Source organism: Streptomyces sp. NPDC055966, assembly GCF_042269865.1.
Taxonomy (GTDB): domain Bacteria; phylum Actinomycetota; class Actinomycetes; order Streptomycetales; family Streptomycetaceae; genus Streptomyces.
Map to the genome: position 1 here is coordinate 88941 of NZ_JBHJYK010000015.1, position 16397 is coordinate 105337.

Consider the following 16397-nt stretch of genomic DNA (forward strand, 5'->3'; position numbering starts at 1 on the left):
CCATGGCTATCTGGCTCAACAAGGACAGCAAGGTCATCGTCCAGGGCATGACCGGCGCCACGGGCATGAAGCACACCAAGCTCATGCTCGGTGACGGCACCAACGTCGTGGGCGGCGTGAACCCGCGCAAGGCCGGTCAGAAGGTCGACTTCGACGGCACCGAGGTACCGGTCTTCGGTACGGTCGCCGAGGCGATCAAGGAGACCGGCGCGAACGTCTCCGTGATCTTCGTGCCGGAGAAGTTCACCAAGGACGCGGTCGTCGAGGCCATCGACGCCGAGATCCCGCTGGCCGTCGTGATCACCGAGGGCATCGCCGTGCACGACACGGCCGCCTTCTGGGCGTACGCCGGCAAGAAGGGCAACAAGACCCGCATCATCGGCCCGAACTGCCCCGGCATCATCACCCCGGGCCAGTCGAACGTCGGCATCATCCCGGGCGACATCACGAAGCCGGGCCGCATCGGCCTGGTCTCGAAGTCCGGCACGCTGACGTACCAGATGATGTACGAGCTGCGTGACATCGGCTTCTCGACGGCCGTGGGCATCGGCGGTGACCCGATCATCGGCACCACCCACATCGACGCCCTGGCCGCGTTCCAGGACGACCCCGAGACCGAGCTGATCGTGATGATCGGTGAGATCGGCGGCGACGCCGAGGAGCGCGCGGCCGCGTTCATCAAGGAGAACGTGACCAAGCCGGTCGTCGGCTACGTCGCGGGCTTCACGGCGCCCGAGGGCAAGACCATGGGCCACGCCGGCGCCATCGTCTCCGGCTCCTCCGGCACCGCGCAGGCCAAGAAGGAGGCCCTGGAGGCCGCGGGCGTCAAGGTCGGCAAGACCCCGACCGAGACGGCCAAGCTCGCCCGCGAGATCCTGGGCGGCTGACCTTCTCAGCGGAACACCGGCAGGCCCGTCCCCGCGGTGGGGGCGGGCCTGCCGCCGTTGTCCGCACCGTCCCCGCTTCTCCCGCTGTTCCGCTGTCCCCGTCCAACCGGGTTCATCCGGCCAGCGGGACCAGTCGCTGCGGCCCGCTCCTCTCCGTCGCGCGGCGCAGCTTGGCCCGCAGGGCCTGCTCCGCCGGGGACAGCGGACCCGGCGCCACCCGGGGCGGCACGCCGCCCACCGCCTGCGCGGGAGCGATCGGTGCCTCGTAGTGCGTAGGGGCCGTGCGCAGGGTGAGCGCCGTCGCGCCGATGATCGTCACGGTGAAGGCGATCGCCGTCCGGGTCCAGAAGGCGTTCCGGCGTTCGCTCACGGTCCGTACCGTGGTCGGCTTCGCGGCCCGCAGCCGCTCGGCCGAGGCCAGTTCGAGCAGCCCGCGGTGGAGCGCGCGGGGGTCGGCCAGGTCCGGGACGCGGGCCGCCACGGCCTGCCGGGCGTGGGTCAGCCGACTGGCGGCCGCCGGGGTGCTGGCCTCCGTCTCCGCTGCCGTCTCCGGCAGGTCGAGCCCCACACCGTCGTAGAGCAGGAGCGTGCGCCGGTACGACGGCGGCAGCTTCAGCAGGGCGTGCAGCAGCGCGCGGCCGGCCGGGTCGGCGGGCGGCGGCTCCGGGTGCCGGTGGCGGGGGCGGAAGCGGTGCCAGGGGGAGAGCGCGCAGTCGTACGCCACCGCCCGTACCCAGCCGGCCGGATCGCGGTCCCGGGCCACCTCGGGCCAGCGCTGCCAGGCCAGTTGGAACGCCCGCTCCACCGCCTCGCGGGCCAGCTCCCGGCGCCCGGTGAGCAGGTAGGTCTGGCGTACGAGGGCGGGGGCGCAGAACGCGTACAGCGCGTCGAAGGCCTGAGCGGGCGTCAGGGACTCCGGCGGGGAGACGGGGGAGGGAACCCGGGGCAGCGTCGTCACCGTGCACTCTTCCGTACGAAAATGAACATAAAAGTATATTGAGCGACACTACGGGGGTTCGCCTGTTACGACGGGAAAGCGCGTGTCGTTGGGAGCATGGCGGGCGTGACCCTGATGACCGCTCGCCGCCGACCGTCGCTGTCGACCCTGCTGACCCGGCTGCGCGACCGCTCGCCCGGACTGGCCGCGAGCCTCCTGGGCGGGGCCGTCGCCGCGGGGCTCGGGCTCGGCTCGCTCGCCGTGCTCGTGATGGGGCTGTGGGTGCTGTCGCCGTATCCCGACAGCGGTCCGGGCGGCGCGCTGCATGTCGCCGCCGCGCTGTGGCTGCTGGCACACGGCGTCGAACTGGTCCGCACGGACACGCTCTCCGGCGCGCACATGCCCGTGGGGGTGACGCCGCTGCTGCTGCTCGCGCTGCCGGTGTGGCTGGTCCACCGGGCGGCCCGGGACGGCGTGGACCCGCCCGCCGACTCCGTCTTCGACCCCCGCGACGACGCCGACGCACCGCCGCTGGTGCCCGCGCGCACGGTGTGGACGGGGGTCGTCCTCGGCTATCTCGCCGTCGGTGGCCCGGCCGCGCTGTACTGCGCGGGCGCGGAACTGCGGCCTTCGTGGCCGTGGGTGACGGTGTGTCTGCCGCTCGTCGTGGGGGTCACGGCGGCGGTGGGGGTGTGGACGGCGTACGGCCGGCCGCGTGAGCCCGTGCTGAAGGTGTGGCGGATGCTGCCGGGACAGGTGCGGCGACCGGTGTCCGGCGCCGACGGGTGGCGGCGGCTGGGCACGGCCGTACGGGCCACAGGTGCGGCGACGGCCGTGCTGCTCGGCGGCGGGGCGGCGCTGGTCGGGGTGTCGCTGGCGTGGCACGGCGGGGCGGCGCGGGCGTCGTTCCTCCAGCTGACGGAGGGCTGGACCGGGCGGTGTGCGGTACTGCTGCTCGGGGTCGCGCTGATCCCCAATGCGGCGGTCTGGGCCGCGTCGTACGCCCTCGGCCCCGGCTTCCTGCTCGGCGCCGGGCACCTCGTGTATCCCTTCGCCTCCCGTCCGGCCCCGCTGCTGCCGCCGTTCCCGCTGCTGGCGGCGGTGCCGGACGCGGGGGCCGGGTCGCAGCTCAACTGGGCGGCGGGGGCGTTGCCGGTGGCGGCCGGGGTGACGGCGGGGTGGTTCGTGGCGCGGGGCGCGGTGGAGCGGCCCGCGCGGCAGGGGGAGAGGGTGTCGGCCCGCTGGTCGGCGGCTCGCACGGCCGGGGTGGTGCTGCTGACGGCGCTGGTCTGCGGGGCGGGCTGCCTGCTCCTCGCCGAACTGTCCGGGGGCCCGCTGGGCGTGGCGGCGCTGGCCCGCTTCGGACCGGTGGGCTGGCAGACCGGGGGTGCGGCGGCACTCTGGACGGCGGTGTTCGGGATGCCGGTGGCGCTGGTGGTACGGGCCTGGCGGCTGCGGACGTGGTGGGTGCGGGGCGGGGGGATTCCGGCGCAGGACAGGACGGGGGAGCAGGGTCGGCAGGGTCAGGCAGGGGAAGACGCCGAGTCCGCGGCCGAGGGGACGGGGAGGCCCGAGACCGGGGACGAGGGCAAGGACAAGGGCACGACCAAGGGCGCCACGAAGGGGAACGAGGCCGAGTCCGGGTCCGTCGTGCCCGGGGCCCCCGAGGAGGAGTTGTACGACTTCCTCCCGGCCGACGACCCGTATCCTCCGGGCTGGCACGACGACCTCGCGCGCACCTCCCGCTGGGCGGCCCTGCGCGAGACGGCCGCCCGGCGCGAGACCGCCGACGAGATCACCGAGGCAGAGATCGCCGATGCCGGCATCCCGGAGGCTGACATCACCGAGGCTGACATCACCGAGGCCGACATCGCCGAGGCCGAGACGCCCGCCGAGCCCGACGGCCCCGCACCGGATCCGGAGGACATGCCCCCGCCCCCGCCTCCTGCCGAAGCGCCGTGATTCAACTGGCGCCCCTCAGGGGGCACTTCAGCTGTTCCCTACCCCCAGCACCCCGCGCAGCTGCTTCGGCAGCAGGGTGTCGCAGGACTGCTTCGCCTCGTGGGTCAGGGCGTCGTTCACGCACGTGTAGTAGTCGCGGTAGGCGAACTGGACGGTGAAGGTCGAGGCGACGAGCATCAGGGCCAGGGACGCCGTCACCAGGCCGCCCACCGCCGCCGTCACCTGGGGGCGGCCGGCGCCGGGGGCCGGCCGGGTGTCCGGGCCCGGGGTGCGGGGCCTCGCGCGCAGGGCGCTGACGCCCCAGTACAGGGCCAGCACGCCCAGGAGCAGGGACACGTACGGCCAGCTGAACAGGGCGAAGAAGACCGCCCACATGCCCGACAGGAGTGCGTAACGGGCGCGGCGCTGGGCCGGGTCCGTCGGGTCCCAGCGCATGCCGCCGCCGGCCGGGCCGCCGCCGGGGCCCTGGGGACCGCCACCGGGACCGGGCCGCTCGCCGAAGCCGCCGCCGGGGGAGCGGCCGGGCTGCCGGTCGCTCCACTGGCCGCCCCACGGGGAGCCGCCCTCGGGGCCGCCGCCCCGGCCGCCGTCCCCGGAGCCGCCCGGGCCCGAGTCCGCACCCGACGATCCTCCGTGGTGCCGGGGGCGCCACGGGTTGTCCGGGCTGCCCTCCGGGGGCGGGGCGAAGGGGTTGTCGTCCTGCTGCCCCGCGCCGTCTCCCTCGCCGTCCCGGTCTCCTCCGCGCGGCGCCTGCGGCGGCGAGGACGGCCGCTCCCGCAGCAGCGCGGCGCCGCGCCCGCTCTCGCCTCCCCGGGCCGGGCGCGGAGTGAACGTGCGGAGTCGCAGGCTGCGATGGGGCATCAAGAGAGCGTCTTCCCCTGGGTGAATTCGGCTGTCCGACGTGAGCTTCCACCCCGGAAACGCATGGCACACCGCGTGCGTTCCCGAGCCGGTTCCTCCCGAACGCTACCTTCCGGCCACGCCCCCGTCCCGAGGGGGCCGTCCAGTGTGCCGGTATCGTTGCTGGCGGTCGGCTGCTTCGTAGAGTTCCCCGTATCCGGGGGCGCGAAGCATTCGTACGAATGTACAAGACCGGGAAAAGCCGAACAGAACCGAGAAAGGGCCCCATCGTGGCCGCCACCCCCGCTGCCCCCGCGGTCAAGCGCCTCGTGGTGCTGGTCTCCGGATCCGGCACCAATCTTCAGGCGCTCCTCGACGAGATCGCGCGTACCGGAGCCGAGCAGTACGGCGCCGAGATCGTCGCCGTAGGGGCCGACCGTGACGGCATCGAGGGGCTCGCCCGGGCCGAGCGTGCCGGGCTGCCGACCTTCGTGCGGAAGGTCAAGGACTACGACACCAGGGACGCGTGGGACGCGGCGCTCGCCGAGGCCGTCGCCGACCACGAGCCCGACCTCGTCGTCTCCGCCGGGTTCATGAAGATCGTCGGGAAGGAGTTCCTGGCGCGGTTCGGCGGGCGGTTCGTCAACACGCACCCCGCCCTGCTGCCCAGCTTTCCCGGGGCCCACGGCGTACGCGACGCGCTCGCGTACGGCGCCCGGGTCACCGGCTGCACCGTCCACTTCGTCGACGACGGCGTCGACACCGGCCCGATCATCGCCCAGGGCGTGGTCGAGATCCGGGACGAGGACGACGAGAGCGCGCTGCACGAGCGCATCAAGGAAGTCGAGCGAAGGCTGCTCGTCGAGGTCGTGGGGCGCCTCGCCCGCAACGGCTATCGCATTGAGGGACGAAAGGTAGTTATCCAGTGACCGCCCAGACCAGCGACAGCAGCAGCAAGCGGGCCATCCGTCGCGCGCTCGTCAGCGTCTACGACAAGACCGGGCTGGAAGAGCTTGCGCGGGGGCTGCACGAGGCCGGCGTCCAGCTCGTCTCCACCGGGTCGACGGCCTCCCGGATCGCCGCCGCCGGCGTCCCCGTCACCAAGGTCGAGGAGCTGACCGGCTTCCCCGAGTGCCTGGACGGCCGGGTCAAGACCCTGCACCCGAAGGTGCACGCGGGCATCCTCGCCGACCTGCGGCTGGACAGCCACCGCGAGCAGCTCGCCGAGCTGGGCGTGGAGCCGTTCGACCTCGTCGTCGTCAACCTCTACCCGTTCCGCGAGACCGTCGCCTCCGGCGCCTCGGACGACGAGTGCGTGGAGCAGATCGACATCGGCGGCCCGTCGATGGTCCGCGCCGCCGCCAAGAACCACCCCTCCGTCGCCGTGGTCACCAGCCCCGAGCGCTACGCCGACGTCCTCGCGGCCGTCAAGGACGGCGGCTTCGACCTCACCGCCCGCAAGCGGCTCGCCGCCGAGGCATTCCAGCACACCGCGTCCTACGACGTGGCCGTCGCCTCGTGGTTCGCGCGCGACTACGCCCCCGTCGACGACTCGCGGTTCCCCGACTTCCTCGGCGCGACCTTCGAGCGCGAGAACACCCTGCGCTACGGCGAGAACCCGCACCAGCCGGCCGCCCTCTACGTCGACGGCAGGGGTGGCCTCGCGGCCGCCGAGCAGCTGCACGGCAAGGAGATGTCGTACAACAACTACACGGACACGGACGCCGCGCGCCGTGCCGCGTACGACCACGACGAGCCGTGCGTCGCGATCATCAAGCACGCCAACCCCTGTGGCATCGCGGTCGGTTCGGACGTCGCCGAGGCGCACCGCAAGGCGCACGCCTGCGACCCGGTCTCGGCCTACGGCGGCGTGATCGCCGTGAACCGTCCGGTCAGCAAGGAGATGGCCGAGCAGGTCGCGGACATCTTCACCGAGGTCATCGTCGCCCCGGACTACGAGGAGGGGGCCCTCGAAGCCCTCACCAAGAAGAAGAACATCCGCGTCCTGAAGGCCCCGAGCGCCCCCTGCAACCGGGTCGAGGCCAAGCAGATCGACGGCGGTCTCCTGCTCCAGGTCACCGACCGCCTCCAGGCCGACGGCGACGACCCCGCCAACTGGACGCTGGCGTCCGGCGAGGCCCTGTCCCCCGAGGAGCTGGCGGACCTCGCCTTCGCCTGGAAGGCCTGCCGGGCCGTCAAGTCCAACGCCATCCTGCTCGCCAAGGGCGGCGCCTCGGTCGGCGTCGGCATGGGCCAGGTCAACCGCGTCGACTCCTGCAAGCTCGCCGTCGAGCGGGCCGGTGAGGAGCGTGCGCGTGGCTCCTACGCCGCCTCCGACGCCTTCTTCCCCTTCCCCGACGGCCCCGAGATCCTGATCGGTGCCGGCGTCCGGGCGATCGTCCAGCCGGGCGGCTCGATCCGCGACGAGCAGGTGGTCGAGGCCGCGAAGAAGGCGGGCGTGACGATGTACTTCACGGGTACGCGTCACTTCTTCCACTGAGCGCCCTGAACGCGTGACGGCCTCCGGCCCTCCCCCGAGGGAGCCGGAGGCCGTCGGTCTGTCGGTCAGCAGGGACGCAGGGAGTAGATCGGGTCCCAGGTCGCCGTGCCGGACTCGTAGGCCGTGGACGTCCAGCGGACGCTGCCGTCCTGGTTGAAGAACTTCGCGACCGTGCCCGGCGTCTGGTTGTTGATGAACGGGCCGTCGCCGGTCCAGTTCGAGACGGTCCAGGTCTGGCACTTGTAGAAGTCGAAGTTGGTGCCGTTGACGGTCATGCACAGGTGGCCGTAGGCGCAGTTCAGGTCCTTGGCGCTCATCCTGCCCCGCGGGGCCTTCGTGACGGTCAGGCCGTCGTAGCGGACCTGGTCGGCGGAGGACGAGAGCACCTTCGGGTGCCCGGCGAGGACGTGGTCGGCGACCTGCTGGACGCCGGTGACCCGGGTGCCGTCCGGGGCGCTGTCGGCGACGGCCGCGACCGTGGAGCCGGCGACGAGGGCGGTGGCCGCGACGAGAAGCGCGGCGGGCTTGACGATGTTCACGTGTTCCCCCATGTGAACGGTGCTGCATGAACGGTGTGGTCACTCCGCCGTGGCGGAGTGGTTCCAACCCTCACAGCGCCCGCCGCCCGCCGGTACCTGTGAAGTCTCAGGGTCACTTCCTGCCCGGGGGCGCGTACTCCTTGAGGTAGTGGGCGACACGGGCGCAGTAGTCGCGGTACTTCGGGGGAACTCCGCCCGTGTCGTTCACCTTCTCGACCGAGGTGCGGTAGCCGGCGGAGACCAGCACCCGTTTGTCGCCGGGGAGGCCGGACTTCAGGTGGTTGTCGATGTAGCACAGGTAGCGGCCCATGGCCGGGACGGAGACGGACGGGGTCAGCGGCGGCGTGGGGGTCGCCGACGCGGGGACGCCGTCGTCCCGCATCCACCAGCGCAGGATGGCGGGGGTCCAGCGGGCGATGCCGAACTCCTGCTTGCCGGGGTCGGAGAGGTTCGGGTCGAAGTCGCTCTCGGACTTCAGCATCGCCGCGATGAGCGCGGGCGTGACATCGGGCTCGGAGCAGGCGTGGGCGGAGTCCACGATCAGACGGCGGTACCGCACCGGAACGCCTTGGCCGGTACGGAGTTCGGAGGCGCCGTAACGCGCCTCGGCGGCGGCCTGGGCGGCACTGACGCCGCTCCCGTCCGAGCCTGCGTGCGTGCTTGCGTCGCCGGGCCAGGCACTGATGCCGTAGGCGAGGGCCGCGGCGGCGAGGAGGCCCGCGACCGCGGCCGGCAGGCGTCTGCGGCGCCGGAGCAGGCGCGGCAGGCGGAGCAGGCGCGACGGATCGCCCGTGCCCGCCGCCGCCTCGACCCGGCGCAGCAGCGGCTCCGTCGTGATGCGGTCGGCGTGCGTGCGGGCCAGGCAGTCGCGGACGATCTCCCGCCAGGCGTCCGGGAGTTCGGGCGACAGACGCAGCGCGTCGGTGCCGCGCGCGTAGCCCATCGCCGCGTCGCGGCGGGCCGTCGGGGTCGCGCCGGGGAGCGGGAAGGTGCCGGTGAGGACGAGGTGGGCGAGCACGCCGAAGGCCCAGACGTCGGCCGAGGGGCGGATGCGGCGGCCGCGGTCGCCGATCTCCGCCCACAGCAGCTCGGGCGGGGTGTAGTCGGGGGTGGAGAAGGCGGGGGTGTAGGCGTGGGTGCCCTCCAGCTCGGCGGCCATGTTGAAGTCGCCGAGCCGGGCCGAACCGTCCGGCATCAGCAGCACGTTGGCCGGTTTCAGGTCTCCGTGCACCCAGCCCGCCGCGTGCAGCTGGGCCAGGCCCTCGCAGATCTGGGCGAGCAGGACGGGGCCGGCGTCCGGGCGCGGGGCGGCGGCCAGCAGGACGGACAGGGAGCCCTCGGCCTTCTCCAGGACGAGGACCGTGGCGCCGTCGAGGACGGGGCGGCCGGGGTCGTCCACGACGAGCGTGTCGTACATGCGGAGCAGGCGCGGCCGCTCCAGGCGGCGGTACAGCGTGACCTCGCGCTCCACGAGCTCGCGCAGATGGGACAGTTGGCGCGGGGTGTTGGTGCCGGTGGGCAGGAACTTCAGCGCGGCGGAGTCGGGGAGGTCCCGCGACCGCTCGGTGCGGCGGGCGGCGTAGACGCTGCCGAAGGCGCCCGTCGCGATCGGCTCGCGTACCTCCCAGGCGCCGACCCGGTAGCCCCTGGGGACGGGGACGGCGTACGGCTCGGTCACCGGCCCGCCCGGCTCGCGGAGCCGGACAGGACGACGAGGTCGTCCTCCCGCACCACGTCGAAGCGGAGCGCCAGCGAGACCAGGGACTCCTTCTTGCCGTTGAGGCGGGGGCCCGGATCGGCGCTCTCCGGGCCGGGTTTGAGGCGCAGCTTCACGGCCAGGTAGTCGATGTTCCACTGCACCGAGGTGCGCGAGGCGGCCGGCCAGGCGGGGCGCAGCCGGTCCACGACCTGGTCGACGGTGGGCAGCGGGGCGTGCGGGTCGCCGCGCAGCCGCGATTCGCACAGGGCGGCCAGGACGGAGAAGTAGCGCTTCGTGCGGTCGACGGAGAACGCGGCCGCGGTGGCCTCGCCGTCCGGCTCCGCGTCGTCGTCCAGGTAGTCGTGGCGCGGCGCCCACACCTCGATCGGCAGCAGATCGCCGGCGGCGGGCAGCACGATCCGGGAGAACTCGAAGGGGACGGGCGCGTCGAGGCGGCCCGGGCCGACCTTGATGTGCTCACCGGCGCCCTCGGGGTTCTCCACGACGTACGTCTGCCGCGCGGACAGGTTGCTCAGTATCCAGAACGTGCCCTGCGCGACGATCTCGCCCGCCCGGCGCGAGACCCCGTCGTGCGGGATCGGCAGACCGCTGCCGGGGGCGCGCCCGAAACTGAGGCGCTCGCCGGGGGCGAGCCGGATCTGCTGGCGGTCGTCCTCCGTGGTCGGCGGAGGTACGACGATGATGCTGTACACGGTGTGTCTCCCCGTGCCTGACGGATAGCCGGGTCGGACAGTACGGCTACCCCGGCCAGCCTAGGGGGACACACCGGGGCCGCGCCTCCCCCTTGACGGGTGAGACGCGGCCCCTGGCGGTGATTTGGCGAGAAAACGCTCAGTAGCGCAGGCGGTTGAACCACGCCCTGCCGTTGGCGCCACCGACGAAGCAGGCGACCAGGATCGCCAGCACCGTGTGGACGAGGCCCACGACGACGAACGGGTACAGGCCGAGGACCGCGGTGATGATGCTGAACACCATGGTGGTGATGCGGACGCCGTTGCCGCCGGTGTTGAACTTCGCGGCGAGGACGGCTCCGAAGATGCCCCAGGCGAGCGCGAACACCGCCATGGCCACCAGGATGCCGGTGCCGTAGTCGGCGAACTTCTGGAACTGGGAGTCGTTCTGGAGGGTGCTGTCCTTCTTCGCGTGGTTCACGATCGCCGCGTAGAAGACGAACAGCGCCACGCCGATCACCTGCAGGCCGACGATCACCCACAGCATCACGCGGGCGCCGCTGACGTTGCCCGGCATCGCGGTCATCGGGGCGCCCATGCCGTACGGCTGCTGAGCGGGCGGGGCCTGCGGGTAGCCGTACCCCGGCTGCTGGCCCTGCGGGTAGCCGTAGCCCTGCTGCTGGGGCGGCGGGCCGTACGGGTTGTTCGGGTCGCCGTAGCTCATGGCGGTGTTCCTCCGTTTGGTCGAGTGCGGGGACGAGGCGCGGCACTGCACGGAGGAAGCGTTTCTACAGATGCGGTCCGTCCCCCCGATGAGCTGCCCGCTGCACTGTGCCCTCATCGTTCTTGACCGGATATGGGCTTGTCCAGCCGAGGAGCGGAGGTGTTGTGCAAGTGCAACACAGTTGATCAACAGTTGGGCGGGATGGTACGGCGGCGGGGTACCCGGATTGGAACCGGGGGCGGGTCATCCGCGAGGATAGGGGTATGACCGCCCAGATTCTCGATGGCAAGGCCACCGCAGCCGCGATCAAGTCCGATCTGACCGCCCGCGTGGCGGCGCTGAAGGAGAAGGGCGTCACGCCCGGCCTCGGCACGATCCTGGTCGGGGACGACCCCGGCAGCCAGAAGTACGTCGCCGGCAAGCACCGCGACTGCGCGCAGGTCGGCATCGCCTCCATCCAGCGCGAACTGCCCGCCACCGCCACGCAGGAGGAGATCGAGGCGGTCGTCCGCGAGCTCAACGAGGACCCGGCCTGCACCGGCTACATCGTCCAGCTGCCGCTGCCCAGGGGCATCGACGAGAACCGCGTCCTGGAGCTGATGGACCCGGCCAAGGACGCCGACGGCCTGCACCCGATGAACCTCGGCCGCCTCGTCCTCGGCGAGCCCGCGCCGCTGCCCTGCACCCCCAACGGCATCCTCACCCTGCTGCGCCGCCACGGCGTCGAGATCAAGGGCGCCGAGGTCGTCGTCGTCGGGCGGGGCGTGACCATCGGGCGGCCGATGCCGCTGCTGCTCACCCGGCGCAGCGAGAACGCCACCGTGACCCAGTGCCACACCGGCACCCGCGACCTGTCCGCCCACCTCAAGCGGGCCGACATCATCATCGCGGCGGCCGGCTCCCCGCACCTGATCCGCGCCGAGGACGTCAAGCCGGGCGCCGCCGTCCTGGACGTCGGTGTCTCCCGCAACGCCGAGGGCAAGATCGTCGGCGACGTCCACCCGGACGTGACCGAGGTGGCCGGCTGGATCTCCCCGAACCCCGGCGGTGTCGGCCCGATGACCCGGGCGCTCCTGCTGGTCAACGTGGTCGAGGCGGCGGAGCGCGGTGCCGGCCGATGACGCCCGCGCGGGGGCCCTCACCCGCGCCGGCCGCGAGCCGCACCAGGACTCCGGGGAGCAGCCCGCGAAGACCACGCGCCGCTTTCCGCGGATCACCCGGGACACCGCCCGGCCCGAGGGCGGCGGCCGGGCCGCGTCGGGTGCCTCGCCGGCCCCGGCCCGGCAGTGGCCGATGCTGGTCGTGGTGGGCACGGTCGCGCTCGGCCTGCTGCTGACCGCGCTCGGCACGTTCCGCTTCGGCACCCTGCTGATCGGCGCCGCCCTGCTGGCCGGTGCGGTCATGCGCTGGTTCGTGCCGAGCGTCGGCATGCTCGCCGTCCGCTCCCGGTTCACGGACATCGTCACCTACGGCGTCCTCGGCCTCGCGATCGTCCTGTTCGCGATGATGGTCCAGCCGAATCCGTGGCTGCACGTCCCGTTCCTGAAGGATCTCCTGCACGTCACGCTCAGCAACAACTAGCCCCGCTGCCGCCGATGGCCCGCCTCCCCCGGGGACGCGGGCCATCGGCGCGTCCCCCGGCCGGTCCGCCGCGGCGTCCGCGCGCCGCCTGTGCCCCCGTGCGCTCCCACTGCGGGAACTGGGATCCTTAGGCACGGCATCCTTGTGGGTAGCCAGGACGGGACGTACCGGGGGAGAGCAAGGGGGGAAGCGATGCCTCGTTGGAAGGACCTGCCCGAGGATCTGGACCCGCAGATCAAGGAGTTCACCAGTCAGATACGGCGGTTGGTGGACCACAGCGGGCTGAGCGTCGCCGCGCTGGCCGACCGCACGGGCTACAGCAAGACGTCCTGGGAGCGTTACCTGGGCGGCCGGCTCCTCGCGCCGAAGGGCGCGGTCGTGGCGCTCGCCGAGGTGACCGGTACCAGCCCCGTCCACCTGACCACGATGTGGGAGCTGGCCGAACGCGCCTGGAGCCGGGCGGAGATGCGGCACGACCGCACCATGGAGGCGATCCGTATCTCCCAGGCCCGCGCGGCACTGGGCGAGTTCGGCGCGGCGGAGGCCACCGGGGGGCCGTCGGGGCAGGCGCTGCCGGGTCTGTCCGGCCGGAAGAACGGCAGTGCCACGGCGACTCCGGGCATCGCCGGACCGGCCGGTGTGTCGCCGACGATTCCCGTGCAGCCCTCGGGACCGGACGCGGACGTCCGGGGCGGGGCGGGGCGCGGCGCGGCCGGTGGCGCGGGCAGCGGCCTCGCCGACGGCGCGGGCAGCGACCGCGGCTCGGCCGAGAGCGGGGACGCCGGCTCCGAAGCGGCTTCCGGCCGTGACTCCGTGAACTCCTGGGGCCTGGCCGGGTATCAGGGGCCGTCCAGGACGAGCCCCCGGCCCGGCGCGGGTGCCGGGGCCGGCTCCGGGTCCGCCCCGGGGGCCGGGGCGCGGGGTGCCGGGGCGGCCGGCGGGTCCGCCCCGGCGCCGGACGGCCCGGCGCCGCACGACGCCGCCCGGCCCGCCGGGGGGAGCGCGAGGCGGCAGCAGGTGACGATGTTCCTCGCGGGGCTCGTCGGCGTGCTCGTCATCATCGGCGGCGTCTTCTTCTTCACCCACCGCGACGGCGGCAGGCACCAGGACGCGGCCAAGCCGCCGTCGCCCACCGCCGACCGGAACACGAGCCCGCCGCCCGGGGTCAAGTGCGCCGGCTCCGCGTGCACCGGCAAGGACGCCGAGGCCATGGGGTGCAGCGGCGAACTGGTGAGCACCGCCAAGACCGCCGCCGTCGGCACCGCCACCCTGGAGGTCCGCTACAGCAAGGCCTGCGGCGCCGCCTGGGGCCGGATCACCGGCGCCACGCAGGGCGACAGGGTGGAGGTCTCGGCCGGTACGGTCCGCCAGTCGGGGCGGATCACCGCCGTGGGCGACGCCATCGCCTACACCCCGATGGTCGCCGTGCAGGACGCGGCACAGGCCAAGGCGTGCGCGACCCTCGCCTCCGGGCGGACGGGGTGCACGAAGTGACGGGCGGACGGGGTGCACAATGCGGCGAAACGGAGGAAACCGCACCCGCGTGACATCGTGCGGGTGAAATTCCGGGACGGGCGTGCATGGCCCGGCGGATCCTGGGCACGCGAACGGTACCCCCCACGGGAGTCCGGCCAGCCGGTACCTCCCCCATCGGCGGCCGCCTTCCGTCCCCCTCTCCCGGACCGGCGGCCGCCGCTTCGTTGGGCCGGGCCGGGGCCAGGTCGGGCCAGGTCATGGGCAGTTCGCGGCCGGGCCGGTGCCGGATCGGGGCCGGGCGACGGCCGGGATTGCGTCGGGTGGCCGCCTTGTGGGGCGAGCCACACGGCCCGGTACGTCTCGCATGCCGGATGCGCGATAGCCTGACCGCTGGATCGATCTCTTGACGCCAAGAGATCGATCATCGCCCGGGGCCGGGAAGCCCCACCGCCAGCTGTCCTTACGGAGAACGCCATGACCCGCACTCCCGTGAACGTCACCGTCACCGGCGCGGCCGGCCAGATCGGTTACGCCCTGCTCTTCCGCATCGCCTCCGGCCAGCTGCTCGGCGCGGACGTGCCGGTCAAGCTGCGCCTCCTGGAGATCACGCCCGCGCTGAAGGCCGCCGAGGGCACCGCGATGGAGCTGGACGACTGCGCCTTCCCGCTGCTCCAGGGCATCGAGATCTCCGACAACCCGAACGTCGCCTTCGACGGCGCCAACGTGGCCCTGCTCGTCGGCGCCCGCCCCCGCACCAAGGGCATGGAGCGCGGCGACCTGCTGGAGGCCAACGGCGGCATCTTCAAGCCGCAGGGCAAGGCCATCAACGACCACGCCGCGGACGACATCAAGGTCCTCGTCGTCGGCAACCCGGCCAACACCAACGCGCTCATCGCGCAGGCCGCCGCGCCGGACGTCCCGGCCGAGCGCTTCACCGCGATGACCCGCCTCGACCACAACCGCGCGCTGACCCAGCTCGCGAAGAAGACGGGCACCACGGTCGCCGACATCAAGCGCCTGACCATCTGGGGCAACCACTCCGCCACCCAGTACCCGGACATCTTCCACGCCACGGTCGCCGGCAAGAACGCCGCCGAGACCGTGAACGACGAGAAGTGGCTGGCCGACGAGTTCATCCCGACCGTCGCCAAGCGCGGTGCCGCGATCATCGAGGCCCGTGGCGCGTCCTCCGCCGCGTCCGCCGCCAACGCCGCCATCGACCACGTGCACACCTGGGTCAACGGCACGGCCGAGGGCGACTGGACCTCCATGGGCATCCCGTCGGACGGCTCCTACGGCGTCCCGGAGGGTCTCATCTCCTCCTTCCCGGTCACGACCAGGAACGGCGCGTACGAGATCGTCCAGGGCCTGGAGATCAGCGAGTTCTCCCGCACCCGCATCGACGCGTCCGTGCAGGAGCTGGTGGAGGAGCGCGAGGCGGTTCGCGCGCTCGGCCTCATCTGAGCGACGCACTCGGCGAGTTCGCCGTAGAAGACCTGATACGGCCAGAGGCCCCGGAGTGTTCCGGGGCCTCTGGCTCGTGCGGGGTGCTTGGCGCGCTCAGCGCACGTCGACGTAGTCGTACGCGTCGGCGGCGGACGAGGTGCTGTTGCCCGCGTAGTGGAAGCGCCAGGTGCCGTCCGCCGCGGCGGTGACCGTGGTCTTCAGGTAACCGCTGGACGACGACGTGACCGTCTTGACTGTGCTGTAGGAGCTCGCGCCCGCCTTCTTGAACTGCAGCTGGACGGACTGGCTGCCGTAGCCGTAGTACTTCAGGTAGGTCCAGCTCGCCCGGTTCAGCGTGCCGGTGACCGTGATCGGCCTGCCCTTGGAGACCGGCTCCGGGCCCGCGTTGAAGCCGCTGACGTTGACGGCGCGCTTCACCCAGTGGTTCTTGTACGTGTTCTTCTGGATGTAGTCGGAGTCGTTGCCGACCGCCCACGCCGCGACGTTCCACTTGCCGTTCAGGGAGCTGTCGTACAGGTCGCTGGTGGGATCGACCGTGATGGTGATCTTGCACGTGGCGGCGGTGGCGCTCCACTTGTCGCACGTGGCGTCCTGGTCCGTGGCGAGGACGCCGTCCACGTCGGGGTTGTCGCCGTCGATGCTGGTGCCGTGCCACAGGAAGGCGCCGGCGGTGTACATGCCGGACGGGTCGTTCGCGGTCACGTAGATGTTGAAGGACTTCTTGCCGACGCCCACGACGAGGTCCGTATCGGCGTTGACGGTGACCTTGGTGATCTTGGTGTCGCCCTGGACGTCGTCGGCCGGGACGGCGGCCACAGAAGGTGCCGCCGCCAGCTTCGCGGCGGTGCCCGCCGGGTTGCCGGCCGCGTGCGCGGCCGGGGCGACGAGAGAGGTGAGCGCCACGGCACCGGACACGGTCGCGGTGGCCAGGCTGGCTCGAATGCGCATCTGCGTTCCCCAAGTGGACAGCGTGCCGCACGCTCAGTGGGGGTTGCGTGGCGGCACGAGAGTGATGTGGAGCCTGTTGGCTCGGATGCGGAGACTCGCGAAGGTAAGAAACGGTTGTATGCGAGGTGAAGGAATTTCAAGCGCG

15 protein-coding genes are annotated in these 16397 nt (G+C 72.7%); 8 read left to right on the plus strand and 7 right to left on the minus strand.

What is annotated here, in order from left to right; genetic code table 11:
* Positions 1–2 precede the first annotated feature (2 nt).
* Complete coding sequence (gene sucD / locus ACFC8N_RS29220) at positions 3–887, plus strand: succinate--CoA ligase subunit alpha (protein ID WP_071370071.1); 885 nt, start codon at positions 3–5, stop codon at positions 885–887.
* A 112-nt stretch (positions 888–999) separates the two neighbouring features.
* Here the strand turns inward: sucD and ACFC8N_RS29225 are convergent, their stop codons facing one another.
* Positions 1000–1845 carry a sigma factor-like helix-turn-helix DNA-binding protein gene (locus ACFC8N_RS29225; protein WP_356030145.1) on the minus strand — a complete coding sequence of 282 codons (846 nt, stop codon included), beginning with the start codon at positions 1843–1845 and terminating at the stop codon, positions 1000–1002.
* Positions 1846–1941: 96 nt separating this feature from the next.
* On the opposite strand from ACFC8N_RS29225, the gene ACFC8N_RS29230 reads away from it, so the two are divergent.
* Positions 1942–3786, plus strand: a complete 1845-nt coding sequence (locus tag ACFC8N_RS29230; protein WP_376291088.1) for a DUF6350 family protein — start codon at positions 1942–1944, stop codon at positions 3784–3786.
* 27 nt (positions 3787–3813) lie between these two features.
* On the opposite strand, the gene ACFC8N_RS29235 is transcribed toward ACFC8N_RS29230, so the two are convergent.
* Positions 3814–4647, minus strand: a complete 834-nt coding sequence (locus ACFC8N_RS29235; protein ID WP_376291091.1) for a hypothetical protein — start codon at positions 4645–4647, stop codon at positions 3814–3816.
* Between the two features lie 269 nt (positions 4648–4916).
* Between ACFC8N_RS29235 and purN the strand changes: the two genes are divergently transcribed.
* Both purN and purH read left to right on the plus strand, forming a co-directional pair.
* Complete coding sequence (purN, locus tag ACFC8N_RS29240) at positions 4917–5555, plus strand: phosphoribosylglycinamide formyltransferase (protein ID WP_356030150.1); 639 nt, start codon at positions 4917–4919, stop codon at positions 5553–5555.
* Positions 5552–7126: a bifunctional phosphoribosylaminoimidazolecarboxamide formyltransferase/IMP cyclohydrolase gene (gene purH / locus ACFC8N_RS29245; RefSeq protein WP_356030151.1), complete on the plus strand. Its 1575-nt coding sequence runs from the start codon at positions 5552–5554 to the stop codon at positions 7124–7126. The genes purN and purH overlap by 4 nt, the downstream gene beginning before the upstream one ends.
* A 65-nt stretch (positions 7127–7191) precedes the next feature.
* On the opposite strand, the gene ACFC8N_RS29250 is transcribed toward purH, so the two are convergent.
* The 4 genes from ACFC8N_RS29250 to ACFC8N_RS29265 form a co-directional block, all read right to left on the minus strand.
* Entirely contained in the window at positions 7192–7677 is a 486-nt protein-coding gene (locus tag ACFC8N_RS29250; protein ID WP_356030153.1) for a hypothetical protein, read from the minus strand.
* 100 nt (positions 7678–7777) lie between these two features.
* Positions 7778–9343: a protein kinase gene (locus tag ACFC8N_RS29255; protein ID WP_356030154.1), complete on the minus strand. Its 1566-nt coding sequence runs from the start codon at positions 9341–9343 to the stop codon at positions 7778–7780.
* A complete protein-coding gene (locus ACFC8N_RS29260) occupies positions 9340–10077 on the minus strand; it encodes an FHA domain-containing protein (RefSeq protein WP_356030156.1) in 738 nt (245 codons plus the stop codon). Before ACFC8N_RS29260 ends, ACFC8N_RS29255 begins: the two co-directional genes overlap by 4 nt.
* 139 nt (positions 10078–10216) lie before the next feature.
* Positions 10217–10780, minus strand: a complete 564-nt coding sequence (locus tag ACFC8N_RS29265; protein ID WP_356030158.1) for a hypothetical protein — start codon at positions 10778–10780, stop codon at positions 10217–10219.
* Between the two features lie 263 nt (positions 10781–11043).
* Here ACFC8N_RS29265 and ACFC8N_RS29270 point away from each other — a divergent pair, with 263 nt between their 5' ends.
* The 4 genes from ACFC8N_RS29270 (at position 11044) to ACFC8N_RS29285 (ending at position 15301) form a co-directional block, all read left to right on the plus strand.
* Complete coding sequence (locus ACFC8N_RS29270; protein ID WP_376291096.1) at positions 11044–11901, plus strand: bifunctional methylenetetrahydrofolate dehydrogenase/methenyltetrahydrofolate cyclohydrolase; 858 nt, start codon at positions 11044–11046, stop codon at positions 11899–11901.
* Positions 11888–12361, plus strand: coding sequence for a DUF3017 domain-containing protein (locus tag ACFC8N_RS29275; RefSeq protein WP_362818220.1), 474 nt, complete (start codon positions 11888–11890; stop codon positions 12359–12361). Before ACFC8N_RS29270 ends, ACFC8N_RS29275 begins: the two co-directional genes overlap by 14 nt.
* A gap of 192 nt (positions 12362–12553) precedes the next feature.
* Positions 12554–13855: a DUF2690 domain-containing protein gene (locus ACFC8N_RS29280; RefSeq protein WP_376291099.1), complete on the plus strand. Its 1302-nt coding sequence runs from the start codon at positions 12554–12556 to the stop codon at positions 13853–13855.
* 456 nt (positions 13856–14311) lie between these two features.
* A complete protein-coding gene (locus ACFC8N_RS29285; RefSeq protein WP_356030164.1) occupies positions 14312–15301 on the plus strand; it encodes a malate dehydrogenase in 990 nt (329 codons plus the stop codon).
* Between the two features lie 96 nt (positions 15302–15397).
* On the opposite strand, the gene ACFC8N_RS29290 is transcribed toward ACFC8N_RS29285, so the two are convergent.
* The gene (locus ACFC8N_RS29290) at positions 15398–16252 is read right to left on the minus strand and encodes a calcium-binding protein (RefSeq protein ID WP_376291102.1); all 855 of its coding nucleotides are present in this window, start codon (positions 16250–16252) and stop codon (positions 15398–15400) included.
* Positions 16253–16397 lie beyond the last annotated feature (145 nt).